We start from the raw sequence: 25,840 nt of genomic DNA, 5'->3' as shown, positions 1-25,840 counted from the left end.
TCTCACCACCCTGCCTTCTGGCGCTGGCGGGCGAGATGCGGCGGCATCTCGGCGTAAACGCCCTCGAAAATATCCTTCTTTGGCGGCTTGCGGCCCTCATGCAGCGTACCGTGGCTTTCCGCCTCACGCTGCGCCTCAAGCACCTCGTCGGCAATTTCCGCTTCCGCCTGCCGGTGCCGCTCCTCCGACCAGACGCCGCGCAGGATGAGATGTTTCTTCAACCGCAGAACCGGGTCACCCAGTGGCCATGCCTCGGACTCGGTCTTGGGGCGATAAGCGCTCGGATCGTCGGAAGTGGAATGCGCACCGACACGGTAGGTCACATATTCGATCAGCGTCGGTCCGAGATTGCGCCGCGCCCGCTCCACCGCCCAGCGAGCCACGGCATAAACGGCGAGATAATCGTTGCCGTCGACCCGGAGCGCCGGAATGCCGAAGCCCAGGCCTCTGGCCGCAAAGGTGCCGGAACCGCCGCGCGCGATACCCTGAAAGGTGGAAATGGCCCATTGGTTGTTGACGATGTTGAGGATGACCGGCGCCTTGTAGGTGGAGGCGAAGACGAGCGCCGAGTGGAAATCCGATTCCGCCGTTGAGCCGTCACCGATCCATGCTGCCGCGATCTTCGTATCGCCCTTGATGGCAGATGCCATCGCCCAGCCGACCGCCTGCACATATTGCGTGGCAAGATTGCCCGACACGGTGAAGAAGCCATGCTCCTTCGAGGAGTAAAGAACCGGCAATTGCCGCCCATGCAGCGGGTCCAGTTCGTTGGAATAGATCTGGTTCATCATGGTGACGAGCGGGTAATCGTCGGCGATCAGCAGACCCGCCTGCCGGTAGGTCGGGAAATTCATGTCGCCTTTGGAGAGCGCCTTGCGGAAGGCGCAACTGACCGCTTCCTCACCCAGATGCTGCATGTAAAAGGAGGTCTTGCCCTGCCGCTGTGCCATCAGCATGCGGGCATCGAAAGCCCGCAGCCGCATCATGTTCTTCAGGCCGACGAGCAAATCCTCATCCGAAAGCAGCCCGGCCCACGGGCCGACAGCCTCACCTTGATGATTGAGGACGCGGATGATGGAATAGGCCAGATCGCGCATGTCTTCAGGTGCTGCGTCCACCTCCGGGCGTGGCACGGAGCCGGCCTTGGGTATCTTCACATTGGAGAAATCCGGCTGGTCGCCTGGCCGCACCGCTGGTTCGGGAACATGCAGGCTGAGATGCGTGGTTTCGGTAATATCCATTCTACTCCTCCCATCGCCATCTCCTCCAGACGACGAAACAATTTTCAGAGGTTTCGCGCGATGACCATGCGCTGGACATCGCTGGTTCCCTCGTAAATCTGGCAGATGCGCACATCGCGATAGATCCGCTCCACCGGATAATCCACCATGTAGCCGTAACCGCCGTGAATCTGGATGGCGTCCGAGCAGACACGCTCCGCCATTTCCGAGGCAAAGAGCTTGGCCATCGAGGCCTCCGAAAGGCAGGGCTCGCCCGCTTCCTTCAGCGCCGCCGCATGCAGCACCAGTTGCCGCGCCGCCGTTATGCGCGTTGCCATATCCGCAAGCCTGAACGCCACGGCCTGATGCTCGATGATGGCTTGCCCGAAGGCCTTGCGCTCGCGGGCATAATCCCGTGCCGCCTCGAAAGCCGCCTGCGCCATGCCAACCGCCTGTGCGGCAATGCCGATACGACCGCCTTCCAGATTGGCGAGCGCGATGCGATACCCCTGCCCCTCTTCACCGAGCCGCAATTCGGTTGGGACCGCCATGTCGGTAAAGGCAATCTGGCAGGTATCCGAAGAATGCAGACCGAGTTTTTCCTCGACCCTGATTACCTCGTAACCGGGCGTATCTGTCGGCACGATGAATGCCGTGATACCTTTTTTGCCAGCAGCAGGATCGGTGACGGCGAAGACGATGACGACATCGCCATTCTTGCCCGACGTGATGAACTGTTTTGCGCCGTCGATGATATAGCGGTCGCCATCGCGCCGCGCTTTTGTCTTCAGATTGGAGGCGTCGGAACCGGCCTGCGGTTCGGTCAGCGCGAAACCGCCGATCCATTCGCCGGAGGCGAGCTTGGGGAGGAAACGCTGCTTCTGCTCTTCCGTGCCGAATTTCAGGATCGGCACGCAGCCAACCGAATTGTGGACGCTCATGATGGTGGAACAGGCGCCGTCACCGGCAGCGATTTCCTCCAGCGCCAGGGCGTAAGCGACCGCACCGGTTTCCGACCCGCCATAATCTTCCGAGACCAGCATGCCGAGAAAGCCGAGTTCACCCATTTCTTTCAGCTCGTCTTTCGGGAACCGGCTTTCCCGGTCGCGCGCGGAAGCGCCGGGGGCGAGCCGCTCGCGGGCGAAATCGCGGGCCATGTCCCTGATCTGTTGCTGAGCTTCGTTCAGGATCATCTCCGCCTCCCTTCAGTGCCGCTCGACCGCAAGCGCAGTCGCCTCGCCGCCGCCGATGCAGACGGCGGCAACGCCGCGTTTCAGTCCGTGACGCTGCAAAGCGGCCAGCAACGTGACGACGATGCGTGCACCGGAAGCCCCGATGGGATGGCCGAGCGCGCAGGCACCGCCATGCACATTCACCTTCTCATGTGGCAGATCGAGATCACGCATGGCCGCCATCACCACAACCGCGAAGGCCTCGTTGATTTCGAACAGATCGACATCCTTCGCCGACCAGCCGGTTTTTTCGAACAGCTTTTTCATCGCGCCGATGGGAGCCGTCGGATATCTGGCGGGTGCATCCGCATGGGATGCCTGACCGATAATGGTCGCCAGCGGTGAAAGGCCTCGTCTTTCCGCTTCGGAACGGCGCGTGAGAACGAGAGCGGCTGCACCATCCGAGATAGAACTGGAATTCGCCGCCGTCACCGTTCCGCCGTCGCGAAAGGCGGGCTTAAGCTGCGGTATCTTTTCCGGCTTTGCCTTCCCCGGCAACTCGTCCACGCCATCATCGCCAACAGGCGCGATTTCCGCTTCGAACGCACCTTCCTCTATGGCGCGTCGTGCCCGTTCCAGTGAGGCGAGCGCAAAATCATCCTGCATCGCGCGAGTGAATTGATACTCTTGCGCGCAATCTTCAGCAAAAGTCCCCATCAGCCTGCCCTTGTCATAGGCGTCTTCGAGACCGTCGAGAAACATGTGGTCGGTGAGCTTGCCGTGGCCAAGACGATAGCCGTTGCGGGCGCGGTCCAGCAGATAGGGGGCGTTGCTCATGCTTTCCATGCCACCTGCAAGCACGATGGAAGAGCTTCCCGCCGCAAGCTGGTCATGTGCCAGCATGATCGCTTTCATGCCCGAGCCACACATCTTGTTGATTGTTGTTGCGCCAACCGAGTTGGGAATGGCGGCGGCAATCGCTGCCTGTCTGGCAGGAGCCTGTCCCTGCCCGGCTGAGAGCACGCAGCCCATCAGCACATCGTCAATGTCAGCGGAAGAAATTGCAGCCCGTTCGACGGCCGCGCGGATTGCCGCCGCCCCAAGATCGGACGCCGCCACCGATTTGAATTCGCCCTGGAACCCACCCATAGCAGTACGGGCGGCCCCGACGATAACGACAGGGTCATGCACAGCCAAATTCACCTCCCTTGGCCATCCTCCCACCGAGAGAACGACCGTCATCGCAATCTCCTCCAGACCGCGACTGACGTGAACGCTATCACTATCTCGAATTCATTTCAAAGCTATTTTGATTGACAGTTTTTTGATTGGCGATATCTTTGATCCAACAATTAGTCATATCATAGAGCAAATGATCCATGATTGAGCTCGACAGTTTCGACCAGAAGATTCTCCATGTGCTTGGCGATGACGGGCGTGTGAGCTGGCGCGATCTGGCGGCCCGGATCGGGCTTTCCTTCACCCCGACTCTGCGCCGCGTGCGCAAGCTGGAAGAAGAAGGCATCATTCGCGGTTATACCGCCGTGTTCGATGAGAACCGGTTGCTCGGCAATATGGGCGTCTTCATTTCCGTCACGCTGGAACGGCAGATCAAGGAAGCGCTGACGACGTTCGAGCACCATGTCGCCTCCATTCCAGAAGTGGTGGGCGGCTACCAGACGAGCGGCAGTTCCGACTATCTCATTCATGCCATGGTGCGGGATCTACCGCATTATCAGCAGCTTCTGGATTTCCTGACCACGGTTCCCGGTGTGTCGCGCATCCAGTCCAATTTCGCCATCAAGACATTCGTGCGCCGTTCCGCCGCCTTCACCGGAGGTGACGCGCCATAAATGAGAGTTGCCAGCACGGAGGAGGTGCTGGCCGCTGACGAGAGGGACGGAGATAAAAGGCCGTCCGGAGGAGGAGACGCGATGAGTTTGAACCTCGCCGCCATTTTCGATGCCGATCTCGGCCCGGAAATCGCAGCATTGCGCGACAGCGCAAGAGCATTCGCCGACGATGAAATAGCGCCGCTCGCCGCAGAAATCGATCGCAACGATCAGTTTCCGCGCCAGCTCTGGCCGCGGATGGGTGAACTCGGTCTGCACGGCATTACCGTTTCGGAGGAATTCGGCGGTGCTGACATGGGCTATCTCGCTCATTGCGTGGCGATGGAGGAGATAAGCCGCGCTTCCGCGTCCATCGGCCTGTCCTATGGCGCCCATTCCAACCTCTGCATCAACCAGATTCATCGCTGGGGAACGGAAGAGCAGAAGCGGCGATATCTGCCCAAGCTGGTGTCGGGCGAGCATGTCGGTTCGCTCGCCATGAGCGAGACGGAAGCCGGCTCGGATGTCGTCTCGATGCGGCTGAAGGCGGAACGTAAGGGCGACGTCTATGTGCTGAACGGCACAAAGATGTGGATCACCAACGGTCACGAGGCAGACACGCTGGTTGTATACGCCAAGACGGACATGTCCGCCGGTGCGCGTGGCATCACGGCCTTTCTGATCGAGAAAAGCTTCAAGGGTTTTCGCCCCGCACAAAAACTCGACAAGCTTGGCATGCGCGGCTCACCCACCTCCGAACTGGTGTTTACGGATTGCGAGGTCCCGGAGGAAAACACCCTCGGGCGTTTGAACGACGGCGTGACGGTATTGATGAGCGGGCTTGATTACGAACGCGCCGTTCTGGCTGCCGGCCCTGTTGGTATCATGCAGGCGGCTATCGATCTGGTGCTACCCTATGCGCGCGAGCGCAAGCAATTCGGCAAGCCGATCGGCGAATTCCAGCTGGTGCAGGGAAAGCTTGCCGATATCTATTCGGCCATGAACGCCTCCCGCGCCTATGTCTATGCCGTGGCGCGCGCTTGCGACAATGGCCGCATCACAAGGCAGGATGCGGCAGGTGCGATCCTGTTTGCCGCCGAGCGGGCGACGCGAGTTGCACTGGATGCGATCCAGCTTCTCGGCGGTTCCGGCTATGTCAATGAAAGCCCGGCGGGTCGCTTGCTTCGGGACGCCAAGCTTTATGAAATCGGCGCGGGCACCAGCGAAATCCGCCGGATGCTGATCGGCCGCGAACTGGTCAAAGGCAATGGGTGAGGAATGCGATGAAGCTTACATCCAGTCTGAACCGCGATCCTACCTTTTCCGCCAACGTCACCTTCATGTCGGGCCTGGTGGATGACCTGCGGCAGCATGTCGAAAAAATCTCCAAGGGCGGCGGCGACAAGGCGCGCGAACGGCATCTGTCACGCGGCAAATTGCTTGCGCGCGACCGGATAGAGGCACTGCTCGATCCCGGCAGTCCGTTTCTCGAATTCTCGCAATTCGCAGCATACGAGGTCTACGACGAACCCGTTCCGGCCGCCGGCATCGTCACCGGCATCGGTCGGGTCGCAGGCCGTGAATGCGTCATCTTGGCCAATGACGCGACGGTGAAAGGCGGCACCTATTATCCGCTGACGGTCAAGAAACATCTGCGCGCGCAGGAGATCGCTGCCGAAAACCACCTGCCCTGCATTTATCTGGTCGATTCCGGCGGTGCGAACCTTCCCAATCAGGACGAGGTGTTTCCCGACCGCGATCATTTCGGCCGCATCTTTTACAATCAGGCCAATATGTCGGCGGCAGGCATAGCCCAGATCGCCGTGGTGATGGGAAGCTGTACGGCTGGCGGGGCCTATGTGCCTGCTATGAGCGACCAGTCCGTGATCGTCAAAAATCAGGGCACGATCTTTCTCGGCGGCCCGCCGCTGGTGAAGGCCGCAACGGGCGAAGTGGTGAGCGCGGAAGAACTGGGCGGCGCGGATGTGCATTCGCGGCAATCCGGCGTGACTGATCACTATGCCCACGATGACCGCCACGCGCTTTCGCTGACCCGAAGGATCGTCTCCACCCTCAATCGCCGCAAACGCGTGGAGCTGGATATTCGCGAACCCGCAGAACCGCTTTATCCATCGGAGGAGCTTTACGGCATCGTGCCCACCGATACGCGCAAGCCTTTCGAGGTGCGCGAGATCATCGCGCGTCTGGTGGATGGTTCCGAATTCGACGAGTTCAAGGCGCTTTACGGCACGACGCTGGTCTGTGGTTTCGCCCATATCCACGGTTATCCCGTCGGCATCGTCGCCAATAACGGCATTCTGTTTTCGGAATCGGCGCTGAAGGGCACGCATTTCATTGAACTCTGCTGCCAGCGCGGCATTCCCCTGGTTTTCCTGCAGAACATCACCGGCTTCATGGTCGGCAAGGCCTATGAGGCTGATGGTATCGCGAAGGATGGCGCCAAGCTCGTTACGGCCGTTGCATCGGCTAAAGTGCCGAAATTTACCGTCATCATCGGCGGCTCCTTCGGTGCGGGCAATTACGGCATGTGCGGGCGCGCCTATTCGCCGCGCTTCTTGTGGATGTGGCCGAATGCGCGCATTTCCGTCATGGGCGGCGAGCAGGCGGCATCTGTTCTGGCGCAAATCCGGCGCGACGGCATCGAGGCGGATGGCCGCCACTGGTCCAAGGAGGGCGAGGAGGCGTTCAAACAGCCGATCCGGGAAAAATACGAGCGGGAAGGTCACCCCTATTATGCCAGTGCAAGGCTGTGGGACGATGGCATCATCGACCCGAAGGACACCCGCCTCGTGCTCGGCCTTGGCCTGTCGGCCGCGCTGAACGCGCCGATTGAACCCACCCGTTTCGGCATATTCAGGATGTGAGGCGACGATGTTCTCAAAAATACTGATCGCCAACCGCGGCGAAATCGCCTGCCGGATCATCCGCACCGCCCGCAAGATGGGCATCCGCACCGTCGCGGTCTATTCGGATGCCGACCGCGACGCCATGCATGTGGCGCTGGCCGACGAGGCCATTGCGATCGGTCCTGCACCTGCCCGCTCGTCGTATCTCGATGCTGAAAAGATCATCGCCGCCGCACAGGCAAGCGGCGCGCAAGCCATTCATCCCGGTTACGGTTTTCTCTCGGAGAATGCCGGTTTCGCCGAAGCCTGCGCCTCTGCCGGCATCATTTTCATCGGCCCGACACCCGATGCCATCCGCGCCATGGGCGGAAAAAGCGAGGCGAAGGCGCTTATGGCGCAGGCGGGCGTTCCCGTGGTGCCCGGCTATCACGGCGAGGATCAGGCCGACGAAAAGCTTGCCGGCGAGGCAGAAGCCATCGGCTATCCGGTTTTACTCAAGGCTTCAGCTGGCGGCGGTGGCAAGGGCATGCGCGTTGTCCGTGAAAAGCGTGAATTTGCGGCAGAGCTCGCCGGCGCAAAACGCGAAGCGCTCGCCGCCTTCGGCAATGACCGTATGCTGATCGAGAAATATCTGGAACGGCCGCGACATGTGGAGGTGCAGGTCTTTGCCGATGGCCATGGCAATTGTCTTTCGCTTTTCGAGCGCGATTGCTCGATCCAGCGCCGGCACCAGAAAGTCATAGAGGAGGCCCCTGCCCCCGGCCTGCCCGATACGCTCAGGCAACGCATGTACGACGCGGCGGTGGCCGCCGCCCGCGCCATCGACTATCGCGGGGCTGGAACGGTGGAGTTCCTGCTCGACCCGTCCGGCGAGTTCTATTTCATGGAAATGAACACCAGGCTTCAGGTCGAGCATCCGGTCACGGAATATATTACCGGGCTCGATCTGGTCGAATGGCAGATCCGTGTTGCGAATGGAGAGGCGCTGCCGGACGACTGGGGCAATCTGCGCATCAACGGCCATGCCATCGAGGCACGGATTTACGCCGAAGACCCGACGCATGATTTTCTGCCGTCAATCGGCACGGTCAGCCACCTCGCCTTTCCGGAAGAAGGACCTCACCTTAGGATAGATAGCGGCATACGCACCGGCGACGCCATCAGCGTGCACTATGATCCGATGATCGCCAAGCTGATCGTCTGGGACTACGACCGTCCGTCTGCCGTGCGGCGTCTGCGTCTTGCACTCGAAAAACTGGCGATTTGCGGCGTCACCAGCAATGCCGCCTTTCTGACACGGCTTGCGGGGCTGGATGCTTTCGCCGCCGCCGAACTCGACACCGGCTTCATAGCCCGCAACGAAGCGGCGCTTTTTGCCCCCGGAGCCACGAGCGAGAACGAAATAGCTTTGTCCACGCTCGGCCTGCTTCTCTCACGCCGGAACGGGGCCAAGCCGCAGGCCGATCCTTATAGCCCTTGGAACAATACGAACTCTTTCCGCCTCAATGCGCCAGCGAGGGAAACCCTGCGTTTCGTCCTGGATCAACAGCCGGTCGATGTCGCCGTTACACATGAGCCAGATGGTTTTTCACTGGAGATCGGCACGCGGGCAATCCGCGCTCATGGCAGCATCTCACAAGACGGCGCACTGCGGGCGACCGTCGATGGCAGGCAAAGGCAGTGCCGTTTCTTTGCCAGCGATAACGGCCACGCGCTTTTTCTGGATGGCGAGCACTATCGCATCAGCCAGCCCGACCCCGTCGATGTAGCGGATACCTCCGCTCATACCGGCGGTCTGGAAGCCCCGATGCCCGGCGTCATCCGCGCCATTCTAAGAAAGCAGGGCGCAGCGGTTGAGGCCGGTGACGCGCTTGTGGTGATGGAGGCGATGAAAATGGAGCACACTATCCGTGCGCCAGCAAAAGGCACCGTCACCGCCATCAACTGCGCCGAAGGCAATATGGTCGAAGCCGGCGCCATGCTGGTGGATTTCGAACCGGAGGGCGCATGAGATGGCCTTGCCCAAAACCGTCAAGATCGTCGAGGTCGGCGCACGTGATGGCCTGCAAAACGAAACTGCTGAGGTTCCCACCGCCATCAAGATCAGGTTGATCGAGCGGCTGGCTGCGGCCGGATTGGCGGCGGTGGAGGCAGGAGCCTTCGTTTCGCCAAAAAAAGTTCCGCAAATGGCAGGGTCGAAGGAGGTGCTTCTAGGCCTCAAACGACATCCTAATACCGGCTATCCGGCGCTCGTTCCCAATATCAAGGGTTTCGAGGCCGCCGTTGAAGCCGGTGTGACCGAGATAGCCGTTTTCGTGTCCGCATCCGAAGGCTTCAGCCAGCACAATATCGCCTGTTCGCGCGCCGAAAGCCTCGAGCGCCTGCGCGATGTTTCGGAGGCAGCGGCCAGCCGTAACATCCGCATGCGCGGCTATGTCTCCTGCATCGCCGGTTGCCCCTATGACGGCGCGGTCGCACCCGAAGATGTGGCGGCGATGGCCGAAGCGCTTGTCGCCATGGGATGCTACGAAATCTCGCTCGGCGATACGATTGGTGTCGGCACTGCCGGGCAAATCCGCAAGCTCATCCAACATGTATCGACCCGCATCCCGCGCGAAAAACTCGCCATGCATTTCCACGACACCTATGGGCAGGGCGTCGCCAATGTGCTGGCTTCGCTTGAGGAAGGTATTTGTGTGTTCGACAGTTCAGTGTCCGGGCTCGGCGGTTGCCCCTTTGCGCCGGGCGCAAGCGGCAATGTCGCCACCGAAGACGTTGTTTATCTGCTGCACGGGCTTGGCATCCAAACCGGCATCGACCTGATGGCGGTGGCGAGAACGGGAGACTGGATAAGTCGCCATCTCGGCAGGGCAAATGCTGCACGCGCAGGTAAAGCACTGCTTGCCGTAAAGATGGAGGATAATACACATGGTGGGTGAGCTGTTGAGCGAGAAGCGCAAGGACGTTCTGTGGCTGACGCTTAACCGGCCGGACGTCCACAACGCCATGAACGCCGCGATGACGGACGCCTTGACGCATGCGATCCGGACGGCATCCAGCGACGGCGACCTGCGTGCCGTGGTGATAACGGCGGCGGGCGACCGTAGCTTCTGCTCAGGGGCCGATCTGAAGGAAAGCGCTGGCGGCATGTTCCTCTCGCGAGACGGAACGAACCCCATCGCCAATGTGATGCGCGCTATCGAGACCTGCAACAAAATCGTCATTGCCCGCGTCAATGGCCGGGTGCTGGCGGGTGGGCTAGGCCTTATCGCGGCCTGCGATCTCGCTTATGCCGCCGATCATGCTGAGTTCGGCCTGCCGGAAGTTCGCGTTGGGCTTTTCCCGGCCATGGTGGCGGCGAAACTTCTGGCCAAAATACCGCTGAGCCGCCTCCACGAAATGGCCTATCTGGGGCAACCGGTCACCGCCGCAGAGGCCGAAGGCATCGGCCTCATCAACCGCACGGCGCCACGTGCCGAACTCGATGGCGTGATCGAGGGAGTACTCGCCCGCTTGCGGCAGAACGCGCCGGGCGCAGTCGCCGCCGGAAAGGCAGCGCTGCTGACGATGCGCGACATGCCGGCCAGTGAACGGCTCGCCTTTGCCGAAAGCGTCATCGCGAAGATCAGCAGCAGCGAGGAGGCGCGCGAAGGCAGAGACGCCTTCGCTGGAAAACGCCCGCCGATCTGGGCTGGCGGGTCCTGAACCACCGCTCAAGGTCTTAATCGATATAATGCCCACAGCCGCGTTGACCCCGTTCGGCAAATCGAGTTCTATCCACCACCTTTCGCCGTAGGGCGATCGGGGAGCCGGAGGAGAACCTATGCGCCTTGTAAAAACCGTCGCCGAGTTGCGCGGTCTGACCGCCAAGTTTCGTCGCGATGGCAAGACCGTCGGCTTCGTGCCGACCATGGGTTTTTTGCATATCGGCCATCTGACGCTGGTTGCCAGGGCGAAAGCGGAGAACGACGTGACGGTGGTCTCGATCTTCGTCAATCCGCTGCAATTCGGAGCCAATGAGGATCTTGCCCGTTACCCCCGCGATCTCGCCCGCGATAGCGCGCTGCTGGAAGAGGCAGGTGTCGACATTCTTTTCGCACCCGAGGTTACGGAGATGTATCCGCGCCCGATGCAGACCGTGGTGGATGTGCCGGAACTGGGAAGCCAGTTGGAAGGTGCGGTACGGCCGGGGCATTTTGCCGGGGTTACGACTGTTGTCACCAAGCTTTTTAATCTCGTGCAGCCGGATGCCGCCTATTTCGGAGAAAAGGACTACCAGCAGGTAACGCTGATCCGGCGCATGGTGGACGATCTCGCCCAGCCAGTCCGCGTCGTTCCCGTCGCCACCGTACGCGAGGCGGATGGGCTCGCCTGCTCCTCGCGTAATGTCTACCTGAGCCTTGAAGAGCGAGCCGCCGCCGTAATTGTGCCGCGCGCGCTTGATGAGGCCGAGCGGCTGTACAATGAGGGCTGCAACGACCCGGCCACTTTAGAAGCGGCGATAGACAAATTCATCGCCAAGGAGAAGCTGGCGTTGCCCGAAGTCGTGGCGGTGCGCGATCCCGACACGCTGGCCCCCGTTGCTTCGCTGCAGGCGGGGCCTGTGCTGGTGGTACTGTTCGTGCGGGTCGGTAACACCCGCCTTCTCGACAACCGCGTCATCGGACGTGATAAAACCGGCAAACAGGAGGCTGTACGATGAGCACGCACGCGAAACAGAAGCGGCTGACGACAGCCTCCATCAAGCAAATGAAAGGCGGTGCGCGCATCGTCTGCCTCACCGCCTATACGACGCCGATTGCCCGCCTGCTCGATCCGCATTGCGACCTGCTGCTGGTTGGCGATTCAGTCGGCATGGTGCTTTATGGAATGGACACGACGGTCGGCGTCACCCTGGATATGATGATCGCCCATGGCCGCGCCGTCATGCGTGGTGTGGAACACGCCTGCGTCATCGTCGATCTCCCCTTCGGGACCTATCAGGAATCAAAGGAACAGGCGTTCCGCAACGCCGTGCGGCTGATGCAGGAAACCGGCTGTGATGGCGTGAAGCTGGAAGGCGGTGAGGAAATGGCCGAAACCATCGCCTTTCTCGTGGCGCGCGGCATTCCGGTGTTCGGCCATGTCGGGCTGATGCCGCAGCTGGTCCACACCGCCGGAGGTTTCCGCTCTCTTGGACATTCAGATGCGGAAACGCAGAAAATCTGGCGCGATGCGATTGCGGTCGATCAGGCCGGTGCTTTCGCCATTGTCGTGGAGGGTACCGTCGAGCCGCTTGCGCGCGAATTGACCGAAAAACTCTCCGTCCCGACTGTCGGCATCGGCGCATCACCGGCCTGCGATGGGCAGGTGCTGGTTTCCGACGACATGCTCGGTCTCTTCACCGATTTCAAACCGAAATTCGTCAAACGTTTCGCCGATCTGGGTGCGACCGTTTCAGAGGCAGCAGCAGGTTATGCCGAAGAGGTGCGCTCCGGTGCGTTTCCGGGGCCGGAGCATACGTTTCAGGTCCGCAGGCAATCGCCTTCAGCGGAGTGAGGTAACGGCGCAGAGGAGTTGGTGAGGTGGTGACGTACACCTTCACCTTCGTCACGCTCGGGCTTGTCCCGAGCATCTGCTACCTATCTATTTTGTGAAATGTCGGCAGATCCTCGGCACAAGGCCGAGGGTGACGTCGCGTTTGCGGCAAGGTTTGTAAGCAGGCTGGGCTTCTCCGCCTATCCCTCAAACCCCAACCCCTAAACAATTCCGCCGCTGCCACCGACCGAAGCCGGGCGTTCCGCCGCAACCCGTTTGCGATAACCACTCGCCCGGTAGGTGGCAACAGGATCGATCGCGCCGCCCGCCAACTGCCTTGCTTTAGCGAGAACCGGCTCGACATCGGTGCGATAGGCCCGTTTCAGCGTATCGGAGGCCATCAACGCATCGTTGTCTTGCTGGTAGCCATCCAAAGCCGCGCGATCCACCAGCAGCGCCTGCGCATAGGCGCGGCGGATTTCGTTGGCACTGGAAATCAGGCTTTCGATTGGGTCGGTCACATTGTGCGACTGGTCGATCATATGGGCGGGATGGAAGCCCTTCACGCCACGATGTTCGGCATCTACCAGCTCGTTGAAGACGAGGAACAGGCGGTAAGGCTCGATGGAGCCGGCATCCAGATCGTCATCGCCATATTTCGAATCGTTGAAGTGGAAACCACCGAGCTTGCCGAACTGGATGAGCCGGGAGACGATCATCTCAACATTGGTATTAGGCGCATGGTGACCGAGATCAACGAGGCAGAACGCCTTTTCACCGAGCGTATTGGCGATGAGGTAGTTGGTGCCCCAATCCTGCACGACGGTGGAATAGAAAGCCGGCTCGAACATCTTGTGTTCGGAAAAGATGCGCCAGTCATCCGGCAGCGCCTTGTAGATATCGGCCATGGCCGCGAGATAGCGCTCGAAACTTCTGGTGAAATTGCTCTGGCCGGGGAAGTTGGAACCATCGCCCACCCACACCGTCAGCGCCTTGGAACCAATTGCCTTGCCAATCTCGATACATTCGATGTTGTGCTCCACGGCTTGGCCCCGCGTTGCGGCATCGGTGTGGCTGAGCGAACCGTATTTGTAGGAATGGCTCTGATCCGGTGCATCCGAGAAGGTATTGGAATTCATGGCGTCGAAGCCGAGACCCAGCGTGTCGGCATGGTCCTTCAAACGCTTCGGGTCCTGCTTGTCCCACGGAATATGCAGGGAGACATTCGGCGTCGCCCGTGTCAGCTGGTTGATGACGGCGCAATCATCCAGCTTGTCAAAAATGCCGCGGGGCTCACCTTCGCCCGGAAAGCGGGCGAAACGGGTGCCGCCGGTGCCGACGCCCCAGGATGGAACAGCGACGAAGAATTCCGCGACCTTGGCGGTGACAGCATCGATATCGATGTTACGGCGCGCAAGCTGGTTGCCCAGCGCATCGTAGTCGTCCTTCAGCGCGGCGGCGCGCTTGTCGTTTTCGGCCGCGATCACATCGGCGGCGATTTTGGTGTCGGTCATCTCTTCCTCCCCGGAATCGGTCCAGTGCATGCTCGATCATCGCCCCCTCTGTCATTCCGGCATTCAGCCGGGATGACGGATGTGAGACGTGCCGAAATTCCTACCGCGTAAAGCTCTGCGCATTGCCGGCATCGACATTGATGATATTGCCGGTTGATTTGGCCGACGCGTCGGACGCCAGGAAGTAGATCGCTTCGGCGATGTCTTCCGGGAATACATTGAGCTTCAGCATCGAGCGCTTGCGGTAATGTTCCTCCAGATCGGTCACCTCGATCTTCGACGAGGCCGCGCGCTGCTCGCGCCACTCGCCGTTCCAGATCTTCGAACCGCGCAGAACGGCATCGGGATTGACGGTGTTGACGCGAATGCCGGCTTCCGCCCCTTCCAGAGCAAGGCAACGGGCAAGATGGATTTCCGCCGCCTTGGCCGTGCAATAGGCAGAAGCATTGGGCGAAGAGGCAAGACCGTTTTTAGAGGCGACGAACACCACGTTACCGCCGAGATTTTGACGCCTGAGTAGCCGGAATGCTTCCCGCGACACAAGGAAATAACCCGTCGCGAGAATATCGATATTCTTGTTCCACATGGCAAGCGTCGTGTCTTCCACCGGTGCAGACGAGGCGATGCCGGCATTGGAGACGAGAATATCCACGCCGCCAAATTCCACGCTCGCTTCCGCAAAGGCGGAAATGACCGCGTCTTCCTGCGTCACATCCAGCTTGACGCTGCGCACCGCATCAGCACTGTAGCGCTTCGCGAAATCGCCCTTGGCCGCTTCCAGCGCCGCCTCGTCAATATCGGCGAGAACAACGCAGGCGCCCTCCGCTGCCAGCCTTTCCGCCGTCGCCCGGCCGATGCCGCCGGCGCCACCGGTGACAAAGGCCACACGTCCGGCAAGGCTTTTCGGCTTCGGCATGCGCTGCAGCTTTGCCTCTTCCAGCAGCCAATATTCGATATCGAAGGCTTCCTGTTCGGGTAGGCCCTGATATTCGGACACGGTGGAAGCGCCGCGCATGACGTTGATGGCGTTGACGTAAAATTCACCGGCGATACGGGCGGTCGCCTTGTCCTTGGCGAAGGACAGCATGCCGACTCCGGGGATCAGGAAAATCACCGGGTTCGGGTCGCGCATATCAGGCGAATTATCATGGCGGCACGCCTCATAATATCTGACGTAGTCGGCGCGGTAGGCCTCTAGCGCCTTGTCGAGAGCGGCTGTCAGCGCATCCACATCGGGATTTGCCGTATCGAGATCGAGGATCAGCGGGCGGATTTTCGTGCGCAGGAAATGATCCGGGCAGGAGGTGCCGAGATTTCCGAGCGGCTTCAGATCCTTCGAATTGACGAACTCCAGAACCGCGTCCTGATCATCGAAATGGCCGAGCTTGCGCTCCTCGCGGCCGATCCGACCACGGATTTCCGGCATCAACCGCGCAGCAATCGCGCGGCGTTCGGCAAGTGGCAGGCTCCTGGCAACGGCACCGCCGAAAATCGTCCTGCCTTCGGTCTTGGCCGCAAACCATTCGATCGCCTTGTTGATGATGGCGAGCGTCAGTTCGTAACATGTCTTGGCGTCGTTATCCCAGGTGAACAGACCGTGGCTTTCCAGCACAACGCCCTTGGCCTCGGGGTTGGCTTTTACGAAAGCCTCGAGATCGAGACCCAGTTGGAAACCGGGACGGCGCCAGGGAAGCCAGCCGATGTCATCGCCAAAGATCTGCTGCGTCAGTTCTTTCGAATTTTTGGAGGCGGCAATCGCGATGATCGCATCCGGATGCATGTGATCGACATGATCAAAAGGCACGAAGCCGTGCAGCGGCGTATCGATGGAGGCGGCGCGTGGGTTGAGGTTGAAGGTGCAATGCGGCAGGAAGCCGACCATGCGGTCCTCATCCTCGACACCCTTGTAAATGCCCTTTAGCGCTTCCAGCTTGTCGAGATAAAGCGTCGCAAAACCATCGAGCTTGATGGTACCGACATCGCCGCCGGACCCTTTAACCCACATGACGCGGACTTTCTCGCCCGTCAGCGGATCGGTTTCGAGCACCTTCGCGGATGTGTTTCCGCCGCCGTAATTGGTGATGCGCTTGTCGGCGCCAAGCAGATTGGAGCGATAAAGCAGCTTGCCAGGCTCATCGAGCGTTTTGGCATAGGCATCGTCCCAACGGCTTTCGAGAAGGCGGGATTTTCCCGTCATGTCTTCCTCCCAAGTCAAGTCTGCATTCGCGGTGCCGATATCGGCCCGCCTCCGTTGACGGCAGATATCGCGCATACAAAAGCAGAATGTCAATCAAAAACGATCATAAATTTTCATGTTGCAGCGCGATATTGATTAATTTGATCGTTCTTGATTGACAACGTAAAGAGATTGCGAATAATCACAATCAGGAGGACCACATGCACGAACGCGAACGCCATCGCATCATCTTGAGTGCCACACAGGAAAAAGCTGTCGTGACGGTGCAGGATATTGCCGAACTGACGGATGCGTCGGAAGCAACGATCCGCCGGGATATCGCGTCCCTGCATGTTCAGGGAAAGTTGCGACGCGTGCGTGGCGGTGCCGAAGCGGTGCATCCACCGCAGTTGGGTAATCTGGCCGCGCGACCGTTCCGCGTGTCCGAATCGGTCAACATCGACAAGAAACGCGCAATTGCGCGCAAGGCGGTTGATCTCTGTAATGACGGTGATGCGATCATCTTAAATGGCGGCACGACTACATTCCAGATGGTGCACTACATGGCGGCGCGACGGCTGCAGGTGATGACCAATTCCTTCGCGATTGCGGAGCATCTGGTCAAACATTCCAAATGCAATGTCAGCGTGCCTGGTGGCGCGATCTATCGCGATCAAAGCCTTATCCTGTCGCCCTTCGAAAACGATGCCATCCGCAATTTTTACGCAAGGCGAATTTTTCTCGGCGCGCAGGGCATCGGCGCACTCGGCATCATGGAATCGGACGCGCTGGTGATCCAGAGCGAGCAGAAGCTGATGCGGCAGGCGGAAGAGCTGATCGTGATGGTCGATTCCTCGAAATTCAAAAAACGATCCAGCCTGATTTTATGCCCACTCGAAAACGTCTCGACCATCATCACCGATGACGGGATTTCGGATGAGGCGGCGCGGATGGTTGAAAATGCCGGCGTCGAATTGCTGATCGCCGGCGCAGCGGGGGATGGCAAGATAGCCAACCCGCCTGATGAGGAGGATTCCTCTTCGGTCGCTTGAGGAAGCACCGAAGAGAGGAACAGGTTCAAAAACGGGAGGAAAAGGAACATGAAACTTACACGCAGAACATTGACGAGCGTCCTGGCACTTAGCGCGGCGCTCTCCGTCGCGGGTCTTGGCGGCGTTGCCCAAGCAGCCGATGTGAAGATCGCGCTGGTGGTCAAATCACTTGGCAACGGCTTTTTCGAAGCCGCCAACAAGGGCGCGCAGGAGGCTGCAAAAGACCTCGGTGGCGTCGAGATCATCTATACGGGCCCGACCAGCACCACCGCGGAAGGCCAGATCGAGGTCATCAATTCGCTGATCGCGCAGGGCGTGGATGCCATCGCCATTTCCGCCAATGACCCGGACGCCGTAGTTCCGGCGCTGAAAAAGGCGGCGCAGCGCGGCATCAAGGTCATCTCCTGGGATTCCGGCGTGGCACCTGAAGGCCGCATTCTGCAGCTCAACCCCTCGTCCAACGCGCTGATCGGCAAGATGTGCCTGCAGCTTGCCGCATCGCACCTGGAAGGCGGCAAGGGCGATTTCGCCATCCTTTCTGCCACCACCACCTCCACGAACCAGAATATCTGGATCGATGAGATGAAGAAGCAGTTGAAGGACTTCCCCGGCCTCAACCTCGTTACCACCGTTTATGGTGACGACCTTGCCGACAAGAGCTACCGCGAAGCACAGGGCCTGCTTTCCTCCCATCCTGATGTAAAGGTCATCGTCGCACCGACGACGGTTGGCGTTCTTGCGGCCTCTCAGGCCGTGAAGGATGCGGGCAAGATCGGCAAGGTCTTTGTGACGGGCCTTGGCCTGCCCTCGGAGATGGCTGGCGCCATCAAATCAGGCGCAACCAAGGAATTCGCCATCTGGAACCCAATCGACCTCGGTTATTCCGCCACCCAGATTGCCTACCGCCTTGTGAAGGGTGAAGCAGACGGCAAGCCGGGCTCGGAAATCGAAGCCGGCCGCATGGGCAAGATCAAGGTCGGCGAAAATAGCGAAGCGGCCATGGCCGATCCCTTCATTTATGACGCCAAGAACATCGATCAGTTCTCGAAGATTTTCTGATCTGAATAATTTCCGGCAGTGCGGAGGCTAACCCCCTTTGTCCTGCCGGACATCTCCCCCTCAAGGGGGGAGATCGATATGCCGCACCCGCTCGTTCCATAGGCAGGGTGTATCCGCTTGCCGATCTCCCCCTTGTGGGGGAGATGCCCGGCAGGGCAGAGGGGGGGTGCCTCTCGCCGCTACACTCAAAACCAACCGGTAAGACGGAATGATGCGTGCTGAAACCAAAATCTTAGACGTTACCGAGACTTCCAGCGCGACGCCCATTCTGGAAATGCGCGGCATCAGCCAGATATTCCCCGGCGTGAAGGCGCTGGATGGCGTCGATATCGCGCTTTATCCCGGCAAGGTCACGGCGCTGATCGGCGAGAACGGTGCTGGAAAATCCACGCTCGTCAAAATTCTCACCGGAATCTACCGCCCGAATGAAGGGGAAATCCTTCTCGATGGCCGGCCTGTCACCTTTCACGGCGCACAGGATGCCATCGATGCCGGCGTGACCGCCATTCATCAGGAAACCGTGCTGTTCGACGAGCTTTCCGTGGGCGAAAACATCTTCCTCGGTCATGCGCCCAAAGGCCGTTTCGGCCTCATTGACTGGAAGACCATCAATACGCGCGCCGGGGTCCTGCTTGAACAGCTCGAAAGCACCATCGATCCGTCCATTAGGCTGAAGGACCTTTCCATCGCGCAGCGCCACCTCGTGGCAATCGCCAGAGCGCTTTCCGTCGAGGCACGTATCGTCATCATGGACGAACCGACAGCCGCCCTTTCCCGCAAGGAAATCGATGATCTCTTCCGCATCGTTGAAAACCTGAAGCGGCAGGGCAAGGCCATCCTGTTCATCAGCCACAAGTTCGATGAAGTATATGAAATCGCTGAAAATTATGCCGTATTCCGGGACGGAAAGATGGTCGGCGCGGGTAATCTCGCCGCCACCCCGCAGGACGAGATCGTGCGCCTGATGGTTGGCCGCGACGTCACGAACGCCTTTCCGAAACAGGCGGTCACACTCGGCCCGACGGTTCTTTCGGTCCAAAATTATTCACACCAGACGGAATTTCGCGATATTTCTCTCGATCTGCGCAAAGGCGAAATTCTTGGCCTTTATGGGCTGATCGGCGCCGGGCGGTCGGAACTGTGCCAGTCGCTTTTCGGCATCACGCGCCCAGCCTCAGGACAGATTACCCTCAACGGCGAACCGCTCGTCATCCGTTCGCCGGAGGATGCGATCCGCGCCGGTATCGTTTATGTGCCGGAAGAGCGTGGACGGCATGGGCTGGCGCTGGACATGCCGATCTACCAGAACATGTCGCTGCCCTCTCTTGCCCGCACCTCTCGCAAGGGCTTTCTCGCCGCCGCAAACGAATTTGCTCTGGCGCGCAAATATGCCTCACGCCTCGACCTGCGCGCCGCCGCCCTGTCCGTGCCCGTCGGCACGCTTTCCGGCGGCAACCAGCAGAAGGTGGTGATCGGCAAATGGCTCGCCACGCAGCCGAAAGTCATTATTCTCGATGAACCCACCAAGGGCATCGATATCGGCTCCAAGGCCGCCGTGCACGGCTTCATCAGCGAGCTGGCGGCCGAAGGTCTCTCCATCATCATAATTTCATCTGAACTTCCCGAAATTCTCGGCATGTCCGACCGCGCCATCGTCATGCGCGAAGGCCTGATGGCAGGTTTGTTCGAACGCGCCGATTTTTCTCCGGAAAAGCTGGTGCGCGCCGCCACCGGCAACGCCTGAGAGGGGCAAAACCATGCAACGTTTTCTCAAAAATCGCGAATGGCTGCTGGCGGGCATCATCGTCATCATGATCGCAGGCTTTGCGCTGCGCGCGCCCGGTTTCGGCAAGCCGGCCAATCTCGTCAATATCTTCAACGATACCTCCATCCTCATCATCCTGGCGCTTGGCCAGATGGCGGTCATTCTCACCAAATCCATCGATCTTTCGGTTGCCGCCAACCTCGCCTTCACCGGCATGGCAGTGGCGATGACCAATGCCGCCTTCCCGGGAATTCCACTGCCGCTTCTCATCGCCATGGCGGTCGGCATCGGCGCGTTTCTGGGATCGATCAACGGCATTCTCGTCTGGTGGCTCGGCATTCCGCCCATCGTCGTCACGCTCGGCACGCTCACCATCTATCGCGGCATGGCCTTCGTGCTGTCGGGCGGCGGCTGGGTGAATGCGCACCAGCTTTCGCCGACCTTCCTCAACGTGCCGCGCACCATGATCCTCGGCATGCCGGTTTTATCTTGGGTCGCCATCCTCATCATCGCCGGCGCCTGGCTCGTGCTCAGCCGGACTTCTTTCGGCCGCTCCGCCTACGCTTCCGGCGGCAATCCGGGCGCTGCGGTCTATGCCGGCATCGATGTCGGCCGCACGCGCTTTCTGGCTTTCGTTCTGTCGGGTGCACTGGCAGGACTTGCCAGCTATCTCTGGGTGTCGCGTTATGCCGTTGCCTATGTGGATATCGCCGCCGGTTTCGAACTCGATAGCGTGGCGGCAAATGTGATTGGCGGCATCTCCATTGCCGGGGGCATTGGCTCGGTGGCAGGCGCTGTGCTCGGCGCACTGTTTCTCGGCGTCATCAAGAACGCCCTGCCCGTCATCGGCATTTCTCCCTTTGCGCAAATGGCGATTTCCGGCGTGGTTATCGTGCTCGCCGTCGTCTTCAACGCCCGCGCCGAAGCTCGAAAAGGGCGCATCATCCTGCGCGACCGGGCGGCAAGCGATCAGGCCAAGGAGGCCGCAGCATGAGTACGAATTCTCAACCGGCGCAGAAGCCGCGCATCATTCCAGACAAGCTCGGCACGCCGTTGCGCCGTCTTCTGGCAAGCTGGGAAGTGCTGCTGCTCGGCGTCGCGATCCTCATCTTCATCGCCAATTCGTTTGCCTCGCCCTATTTCCTCAATGCATGGAACCTGTCCGACGCGACCTTTAACTTCACCGAAAAGGCGATCATCGCCTTTGCGATGGCGCTTCTGATCATCGCTGGCGAGATTGATCTCTCAGTCGCCGCCATCATCGCTCTCGCCTCCACCGCAATGGGTGCGGCGGTGCAGATGGGTGTCGGCACGCCGGGGCTCGTCGCCATCGGCATCGGAACCGGGCTACTCTGCGGGGCTTTCAACGGCTTTCTCGTCGCTGGCCTCAAACTGCCATCCATCGTCGTCACCATCGGTACGATGAGCCTGTTTCGCGGTATTTCCTATATGGTGCTGGGTGACCAGGCCTATGGCAAATATCCGGCGGATTTCGCCTATTTCGGTCAGGGTTACGTATACTCGGTCATCTCCTTCGAATTCGTGCTGTTCCTCGCCATGGCCGTCATCTTCGCCATTCTGCTGCACGCCACCAATTTCGGCCGGCAGGTCTACGTGATCGGCAACAATCCGTTTGCCGCCCGTTTTTCCGGTATCCCCGTCGAGCGGGTGAAATTCATCCTCTTCCTTTTGACCGGCCTGATGAGCGGCATCGCCGCCGTCTGCCTCACCTCGCGGCTCGGTTCCACCCGCCCCTCGATTGCTCAAGGCTGGGAGCTTGAAGTCGTGACCATGGTGGTACTCGGCGGCGTGTCCATTCTCGGCGGCTCCGGCACCATTGCAGGTGTCGTCATCGCTGCCTTCGTCATGGGCCTCGTCACCTTCGGCCTCGGTCTTCTGAACGTGCCTGGCATCGTCATGTCGATCTTCGTCGGCCTGCTTTTGATCATCACCATCGCCATACCCATCGTTGTGCGCCGCCTTCGCGCCATCAGAGGCTAAGCCATGCCGGAATTAGAAAAACACGCTTTCAAGATGAAACTCTTCGCCGGCAAGCAAGCCGAATATAGACGGCGCCATGACGAGATATGGCCGGAACTGGTTGCTCTACTGCACGAAGCGGGTGTGAGCGACTATTCAATCCACCTCGACCCGGAAACCGACATCCTGTTCGGCGTGCTGACCCGCCCGAAGAACCACGGCATGGCAGCATTGCCCGAGCATCCCGTGATGAAGAAATGGTGGGCGCATATGGCTGACATCATGGAAAGCAATCCCGATAACTCGCCTGTCGCGACTGACCTTGTGACAGTGTTCCACCTGCCATGAATGACATGACAAAGCCACGCCGCGTCGCGGTCATCGATATAGGCAAGACCAATGCCAAGGTCGTTGTCATCGACACCCGAAGCGGCGAAGAGATAACCGGTGACAGACGTTCCAACCCTGTCCTTCGTGACGGCATTTATCCGCATTACGATGTGGAGATGCTCTGGAGCTTCATTCTCACCTCTCTGCGGCGGTTCGCGGAAGAGCCGGGTTTCGATGCGATTTCCATCACGACCCATGGCGCGTCTGCCGCACTTCTTGACGAAAACGGCGATCTTGCCATGCCTGTGCTGGATTACGAGCACAGCTACCCCGCAAGCGTTACGGACGCCTATCTCCGCATCAGGCCAGATTTTGCTGAAACCGGCTCGCCCTCGCTTCCAGCCGGATTGAACCTTGGCGCACAAATCCATTTCCAGAAAACCGCCTTTCCGCAGGAATTCGCTGGGGTACGCAGCATCGTCACCTACGCGCAATATTGGGCGGGGCGGCTGACCGGCGTTCAGGCCACCGAGACGACCTCGCTCGGTTGCCATACGGATTTGTGGAATCCGCGGCTGAAGGCGTTTTCATCGCTGGTCGAGCGCTTGGGCATTGCGCAATTGATGGCGCCGGTGCGCTCCGCCTTCGATGTACTCGGGCCAGTCCGCGAATCGGTGGCGCTGGAAACCGGGCTTTCGGCGGATATATCGGTCTATTGCGGCATCCATGATTCCAACGCCTCGCTCCTCCCGCATCTGCTGCGGCGGCAGGGTGATTTTTCGGTCGTCTCCACCGGCACCTGGGTGGTGAATTTCGCCATCGGCGGTACGGCGGAGGCGCTGGATCCCGCCCGTGATACGCTTTTGAATGTCGATGCCCTCGGGCGTCCCGTTCCCTCCTCCCGCTTCATGGGCGGCAGGGAATATGAAATGCTGACGCACCAATTCGGGCCTGCTCCGGGCGAAGAAACCGAAGCCGCTCTCGGCAGCGTGCTCACCAGAGGCATGATGCTGTTGCCCAGCGTCGTCAGCGGTTCCGGCCCCTTCCCCGGCAAAACAGCGCGCTGGATTGCCGACGACAATGCCACGGTTGCGGAACGGCACGCGGCAGCGGCGCTTTATCTCGCCCTGATGACGGAGTTCAGCCTATCGCTCATCGGGCGGAAAGGCCCGATACTGGTCGAAGGGCCATTCGCCAGCAATGCGCTTTATCTCAAGGCGCTGGCAGGTTTAGCCGAAACTGAGGTCATCGCCGTCAGCGGTTCCACGGGCACCAGTGCCGGGGCAGCACTCCTCACCGGTATTAAACCACTTGCCGGCCGCGAGCGTCATTTCGCTCCCGATGCCATTGCAGGGCTTCCCGCCTATCGCAGCGAATGGCAGGCCCGTCTGGCTTGACGCAAGACGACAAAATGCGGCCGGGTATCCAGCCGCATTCCGTTTTGCAAAAGGATCAAGCCTTGATGAAGGCCAAGAGATCGGCGTTGAGCACGTCTGCATTGATGGTCAGCATGCCGTGCGAGAAGCCGGGATAGGTCTTCAGCGTACCGTTTTTCAGGAGCTTCACCGATTTCAGCGCAGAGTCCGCAATCGGCACGATCTGGTCATCTTCACCGTGCAGCACGAGTGTGGGCACGCTGATGGCCTTCAGGTCTTCGGTCTGGTCGGTTTCCGAGAATGCCTTGATGCCATCGTAATGCGCCTTGGCACTGCCCATCATACCCTGCCGCCACCAGTTCTGGATCACGCCTTCCTGAACGGTCGCTCCATCGCGGTTGAAGCCGTAGAACGGGCCGGAGGGCACATCGCGGAAGAACTGCGCGCGGTTTGCGGCAAGTGCTGAACGGAAGCCGTCAAAAACCTCCATCGGCAGGCCCTCGGGGTTGGCCTCGGTCTTGAGCATCAGCGGCGGCACGGCGGAAACCAGAACGGCCTTCGCGACGCGGCCTGCGGGTTCACCGTGTCTGGCAACATAACGCGCCACTTCGCCACCGCCGGTGGAATGGCCGATATGCACGGCATTTTTCAGGTCCAGCGCTTCTGCAACGGCAAAGGCGTCTGCGGCATAATGGTCCATATCGTGACCTTCGGAAATCTGCGCGGAGCGGCCGTGACCACGGCGATCATGGGCGACGACACGATATCCTTTCGAGAGGAAAAACAGCATCTGTCCATCCCAGTCGTCGGAGCTGAGTGGCCAGCCGTGGTGAAACACGATGGGCTGAGCATCCTTCGGGCCCCAGTCCTTGTAGAAGATGTCTGTTCCATCTGTCGTCTTAACAAAGCCCATGATCGTTTCTCCTTCGGTTGCGTTGGCATCTTCCGGTGCGATCTATGTTGTGCGCCGGTTTGATGGAGGGATGATGACGCAGGAAAACATCCGCAACAATTGCAACAATAATTCTGAATGAATTGCTGATCTGGCAATAATAGCCGTGCCGCCCGCTGTCTTACGCCCCGGTACCGGCGCTAACGGCACCACGACCGAAAAGTTGCGACAGAAGACGCAAACGGATTGAAATAACCAACCGGGTAAGTTGCGTTTTAAATTGTGATCAACGGCGCACGGGCGCGGGCGCGACTGCACACCGCCGGAAACGAAACTCGCTAAGTTGTTCGAACTCTCAATCCACGTCGGGATCGTATTCCCTCGGGCTGTCGTCCTTGGAAAACAACACGCAAGGGCCGCGTGAACCGCGTGGATCATAGGCGTATCCCTTGGCGGTCAGTGCCTGCATGATGTCGCGAACACCTTCGAGGCCATAAAGGTGATCGTGCAGCTCGACGAATATCCGCTCCACGCCAGCAAGCTCGGCATTGCCGAGCAGATCGCGTTCCGCGCCCTCGATATCCATCACGAGCGCCGTGATGCCCCGGCTGGCGACAAACGCGTCGATATTCTCGGACGAGATTTCGATGCGCCTTTCATAAGGACCCTGATTTTCGTCCATGGACGACATCCAGAGATCCTTGCGGACATAGAAGGGATAGGTACGCGGCTCGTCGGCCGTGAGAAGTCCTTGGGAAAACACGACATTGCCACGGCAATTTGCCTTGATCACCCGTTCCGCCAGTGCCGCTGTGGACGGATTGGCCTCGAATGCCCAAACGGAAACATCCTTAATACCGGCAATGATCGAGGTTATGATGCCGATGCCTGACCCCAGTTCCAATACGCGGTCGCCGGGCTTGATGGCTTTCAGGACGCTGCGGGCCTCTTTCGCCTCATAGCTGCCGTCGGTCAGCGCCTGCCATATGACGGGCGATACCTCATCGGAAGAAAGAGGCAGGGCTACTCCATGCACATCCAGAATTTCCATATTTCCCAAGCCCTTTCTCAAAACCCGGTCTCGTCAA

22 protein-coding genes are annotated in these 25,840 nt (G+C 59.8%); 15 read left to right on the top strand and 7 right to left on the bottom strand.

The genetic code is table 11. The features are described from left to right. Positions 1 to 2 precede the first annotated feature (2 nt). Genes ACQZ5Y_RS07890 through ACQZ5Y_RS07880 form a run of 3 tightly spaced genes read right to left on the bottom strand, consistent with a single transcriptional unit; the run spans position 3 to position 3,634 of the window. Positions 3 to 1,241, bottom strand: coding sequence for a 3-methyl-2-oxobutanoate dehydrogenase (2-methylpropanoyl-transferring) subunit alpha (locus tag ACQZ5Y_RS07890; RefSeq protein ID WP_003511177.1), 1,239 nt, complete (start codon positions 1,239 to 1,241; stop codon positions 3 to 5). 44 nt (positions 1,242 to 1,285) lie between these two features. Continuing rightward, positions 1,286 to 2,413 carry an acyl-CoA dehydrogenase family protein gene (locus ACQZ5Y_RS07885; RefSeq protein WP_113048843.1) on the bottom strand — a complete coding sequence of 376 codons (1,128 nt, stop codon included), beginning with the start codon at positions 2,411 to 2,413 and terminating at the stop codon, positions 1,286 to 1,288. Positions 2,414 to 2,425: 12 nt separating this feature from the next. After that, complete coding sequence (locus ACQZ5Y_RS07880) at positions 2,426 to 3,634, bottom strand: acetyl-CoA C-acyltransferase (RefSeq protein ID WP_174060014.1); 1,209 nt, start codon at positions 3,632 to 3,634, stop codon at positions 2,426 to 2,428. Positions 3,635 to 3,771: 137 nt separating this feature from the next. Between ACQZ5Y_RS07880 and ACQZ5Y_RS07875 the strand changes: the two genes are divergently transcribed. The 8 genes from ACQZ5Y_RS07875 to panB all read left to right on the top strand — a co-directional run bounded on the left by ACQZ5Y_RS07875 (position 3,772) and on the right by panB (position 12,629). Next, on the top strand, positions 3,772 to 4,245 hold the full coding sequence (locus ACQZ5Y_RS07875) for an Lrp/AsnC family transcriptional regulator (protein WP_003500312.1): 474 nt from the start codon (positions 3,772 to 3,774) through the stop codon (positions 4,243 to 4,245). Positions 4,246 to 4,326: 81 nt separating this feature from the next. After that, positions 4,327 to 5,499, top strand: a complete 1,173-nt coding sequence (locus ACQZ5Y_RS07870; protein WP_112153019.1) for an isovaleryl-CoA dehydrogenase — start codon at positions 4,327 to 4,329, stop codon at positions 5,497 to 5,499. Positions 5,500 to 5,507: 8 nt separating this feature from the next. Further along, a complete protein-coding gene (locus tag ACQZ5Y_RS07865; RefSeq protein ID WP_112959507.1) occupies positions 5,508 to 7,109 on the top strand; it encodes a carboxyl transferase domain-containing protein in 1,602 nt (533 codons plus the stop codon). Between the two features lie 7 nt (positions 7,110 to 7,116). Beyond that, positions 7,117 to 9,102 carry an acetyl/propionyl/methylcrotonyl-CoA carboxylase subunit alpha gene (locus ACQZ5Y_RS07860; RefSeq protein WP_174060015.1) on the top strand — a complete coding sequence of 662 codons (1,986 nt, stop codon included), beginning with the start codon at positions 7,117 to 7,119 and terminating at the stop codon, positions 9,100 to 9,102. Position 9,103: 1 nt separating this feature from the next. Continuing rightward, on the top strand, positions 9,104 to 10,030 hold the full coding sequence (locus tag ACQZ5Y_RS07855; RefSeq protein WP_174060016.1) for a hydroxymethylglutaryl-CoA lyase: 927 nt from the start codon (positions 9,104 to 9,106) through the stop codon (positions 10,028 to 10,030). Next, on the top strand, positions 10,020 to 10,796 hold the full coding sequence (locus tag ACQZ5Y_RS07850; protein ID WP_115062757.1) for an enoyl-CoA hydratase-related protein: 777 nt from the start codon (positions 10,020 to 10,022) through the stop codon (positions 10,794 to 10,796). Before ACQZ5Y_RS07855 ends, ACQZ5Y_RS07850 begins: the two co-directional genes overlap by 11 nt. 118 nt (positions 10,797 to 10,914) lie before the next feature. Further along, entirely contained in the window at positions 10,915 to 11,793 is an 879-nt protein-coding gene (gene panC, locus ACQZ5Y_RS07845; RefSeq protein WP_174060017.1) for a pantoate--beta-alanine ligase, read from the top strand. Further along, entirely contained in the window at positions 11,790 to 12,629 is an 840-nt protein-coding gene (panB, locus tag ACQZ5Y_RS07840) for a 3-methyl-2-oxobutanoate hydroxymethyltransferase (protein WP_174060018.1), read from the top strand. The genes panC and panB overlap by 4 nt, the downstream gene beginning before the upstream one ends. A 200-nt stretch (positions 12,630 to 12,829) precedes the next feature. Here panB and rhaI read toward each other — a convergent pair whose 3' ends face one another. Further along, on the bottom strand, positions 12,830 to 14,122 hold the full coding sequence (gene rhaI, locus ACQZ5Y_RS07835) for an L-rhamnose catabolism isomerase (RefSeq protein ID WP_174060019.1): 1,293 nt from the start codon (positions 14,120 to 14,122) through the stop codon (positions 12,830 to 12,832). Between the two features lie 100 nt (positions 14,123 to 14,222). Beyond that, complete coding sequence (locus ACQZ5Y_RS07830; protein ID WP_174060020.1) at positions 14,223 to 16,319, bottom strand: bifunctional rhamnulose-1-phosphate aldolase/short-chain dehydrogenase; 2,097 nt, start codon at positions 16,317 to 16,319, stop codon at positions 14,223 to 14,225. 200 nt (positions 16,320 to 16,519) lie between these two features. Between ACQZ5Y_RS07830 and ACQZ5Y_RS07825 the strand changes: the two genes are divergently transcribed. The 7 genes from ACQZ5Y_RS07825 to ACQZ5Y_RS07795 all read left to right on the top strand — a co-directional run bounded on the left by ACQZ5Y_RS07825 (position 16,520) and on the right by ACQZ5Y_RS07795 (position 23,881). Further along, positions 16,520 to 17,350: a DeoR/GlpR family DNA-binding transcription regulator gene (locus tag ACQZ5Y_RS07825; RefSeq protein ID WP_003511198.1), complete on the top strand. Its 831-nt coding sequence runs from the start codon at positions 16,520 to 16,522 to the stop codon at positions 17,348 to 17,350. A 48-nt stretch (positions 17,351 to 17,398) separates the two neighbouring features. Next, positions 17,399 to 18,409 (top strand): rhamnose ABC transporter substrate-binding protein, encoded by a 1,011-nt coding sequence (gene rhaS / locus ACQZ5Y_RS07820; RefSeq protein ID WP_003511200.1) that lies wholly within the window; start codon positions 17,399 to 17,401, stop codon positions 18,407 to 18,409. A 208-nt stretch (positions 18,410 to 18,617) separates the two neighbouring features. Beyond that, positions 18,618 to 20,153 (top strand): sugar ABC transporter ATP-binding protein, encoded by a 1,536-nt coding sequence (locus tag ACQZ5Y_RS07815; RefSeq protein WP_174050612.1) that lies wholly within the window; start codon positions 18,618 to 18,620, stop codon positions 20,151 to 20,153. A gap of 13 nt (positions 20,154 to 20,166) precedes the next feature. Beyond that, positions 20,167 to 21,168, top strand: a complete 1,002-nt coding sequence (locus ACQZ5Y_RS07810; protein WP_019564797.1) for an ABC transporter permease — start codon at positions 20,167 to 20,169, stop codon at positions 21,166 to 21,168. Next, complete coding sequence (locus ACQZ5Y_RS07805) at positions 21,165 to 22,175, top strand: ABC transporter permease (protein WP_003511205.1); 1,011 nt, start codon at positions 21,165 to 21,167, stop codon at positions 22,173 to 22,175. Before ACQZ5Y_RS07810 ends, ACQZ5Y_RS07805 begins: the two co-directional genes overlap by 4 nt. 3 nt (positions 22,176 to 22,178) lie before the next feature. Further along, positions 22,179 to 22,502, top strand: coding sequence for an L-rhamnose mutarotase (gene rhaM / locus ACQZ5Y_RS07800; RefSeq protein ID WP_003511206.1), 324 nt, complete (start codon positions 22,179 to 22,181; stop codon positions 22,500 to 22,502). Beyond that, a complete protein-coding gene (locus ACQZ5Y_RS07795; protein ID WP_174060021.1) occupies positions 22,499 to 23,881 on the top strand; it encodes an FGGY-family carbohydrate kinase in 1,383 nt (460 codons plus the stop codon). Before rhaM ends, ACQZ5Y_RS07795 begins: the two co-directional genes overlap by 4 nt. A gap of 55 nt (positions 23,882 to 23,936) precedes the next feature. On the opposite strand, the gene ACQZ5Y_RS07790 is transcribed toward ACQZ5Y_RS07795, so the two are convergent. Together ACQZ5Y_RS07790 and ACQZ5Y_RS07785 are read right to left on the bottom strand one after the other, a co-directional pair. Beyond that, entirely contained in the window at positions 23,937 to 24,773 is an 837-nt protein-coding gene (locus ACQZ5Y_RS07790; protein WP_174060022.1) for an alpha/beta fold hydrolase, read from the bottom strand. 334 nt (positions 24,774 to 25,107) lie between these two features. Continuing rightward, a complete protein-coding gene (locus ACQZ5Y_RS07785; RefSeq protein WP_115062765.1) occupies positions 25,108 to 25,803 on the bottom strand; it encodes an FkbM family methyltransferase in 696 nt (231 codons plus the stop codon). Between the last annotated feature and the right edge of the window lie 37 nt (positions 25,804 to 25,840).

Source organism: Agrobacterium sp. A3-95 (assembly GCF_053521785.1).
The sequence above is the reverse complement of the archived record's forward strand: the minus strand, read 5'-3'. Positions and strand labels throughout refer to the sequence as shown.

Coding starts and splice junctions, on each gene's coding strand:
- ACQZ5Y_RS07890 (WP_003511177.1), bottom strand. CDS start 1,241: ATGGATATTACCGAAACCACGCATCTCAGCCTGCATGTTCCCGAACCA.
- ACQZ5Y_RS07885 (WP_113048843.1), bottom strand. CDS start 2,413: ATGATCCTGAACGAAGCTCAGCAACAGATCAGGGACATGGCCCGCGAT.
- ACQZ5Y_RS07880 (WP_174060014.1), bottom strand. CDS start 3,634: ATGACGGTCGTTCTCTCGGTGGGAGGATGGCCAAGGGAGGTGAATTTG.
- ACQZ5Y_RS07875 (WP_003500312.1), top strand. CDS start 3,772: ATGATTGAGCTCGACAGTTTCGACCAGAAGATTCTCCATGTGCTTGGC.
- ACQZ5Y_RS07870 (WP_112153019.1), top strand. CDS start 4,327: ATGAGTTTGAACCTCGCCGCCATTTTCGATGCCGATCTCGGCCCGGAA.
- ACQZ5Y_RS07865 (WP_112959507.1), top strand. CDS start 5,508: ATGAAGCTTACATCCAGTCTGAACCGCGATCCTACCTTTTCCGCCAAC.
- ACQZ5Y_RS07860 (WP_174060015.1), top strand. CDS start 7,117: ATGTTCTCAAAAATACTGATCGCCAACCGCGGCGAAATCGCCTGCCGG.
- ACQZ5Y_RS07855 (WP_174060016.1), top strand. CDS start 9,104: ATGGCCTTGCCCAAAACCGTCAAGATCGTCGAGGTCGGCGCACGTGAT.
- ACQZ5Y_RS07850 (WP_115062757.1), top strand. CDS start 10,020: ATGGTGGGTGAGCTGTTGAGCGAGAAGCGCAAGGACGTTCTGTGGCTG.
- panC (WP_174060017.1), top strand. CDS start 10,915: ATGCGCCTTGTAAAAACCGTCGCCGAGTTGCGCGGTCTGACCGCCAAG.
- panB (WP_174060018.1), top strand. CDS start 11,790: ATGAGCACGCACGCGAAACAGAAGCGGCTGACGACAGCCTCCATCAAG.
- rhaI (WP_174060019.1), bottom strand. CDS start 14,122: ATGACCGACACCAAAATCGCCGCCGATGTGATCGCGGCCGAAAACGAC.
- ACQZ5Y_RS07830 (WP_174060020.1), bottom strand. CDS start 16,319: ATGACGGGAAAATCCCGCCTTCTCGAAAGCCGTTGGGACGATGCCTAT.
- ACQZ5Y_RS07825 (WP_003511198.1), top strand. CDS start 16,520: ATGCACGAACGCGAACGCCATCGCATCATCTTGAGTGCCACACAGGAA.
- rhaS (WP_003511200.1), top strand. CDS start 17,399: ATGAAACTTACACGCAGAACATTGACGAGCGTCCTGGCACTTAGCGCG.
- ACQZ5Y_RS07815 (WP_174050612.1), top strand. CDS start 18,618: ATGATGCGTGCTGAAACCAAAATCTTAGACGTTACCGAGACTTCCAGC.
- ACQZ5Y_RS07810 (WP_019564797.1), top strand. CDS start 20,167: ATGCAACGTTTTCTCAAAAATCGCGAATGGCTGCTGGCGGGCATCATC.
- ACQZ5Y_RS07805 (WP_003511205.1), top strand. CDS start 21,165: ATGAGTACGAATTCTCAACCGGCGCAGAAGCCGCGCATCATTCCAGAC.
- rhaM (WP_003511206.1), top strand. CDS start 22,179: ATGCCGGAATTAGAAAAACACGCTTTCAAGATGAAACTCTTCGCCGGC.
- ACQZ5Y_RS07795 (WP_174060021.1), top strand. CDS start 22,499: ATGAATGACATGACAAAGCCACGCCGCGTCGCGGTCATCGATATAGGC.
- ACQZ5Y_RS07790 (WP_174060022.1), bottom strand. CDS start 24,773: ATGGGCTTTGTTAAGACGACAGATGGAACAGACATCTTCTACAAGGAC.
- ACQZ5Y_RS07785 (WP_115062765.1), bottom strand. CDS start 25,803: ATGGAAATTCTGGATGTGCATGGAGTAGCCCTGCCTCTTTCTTCCGAT.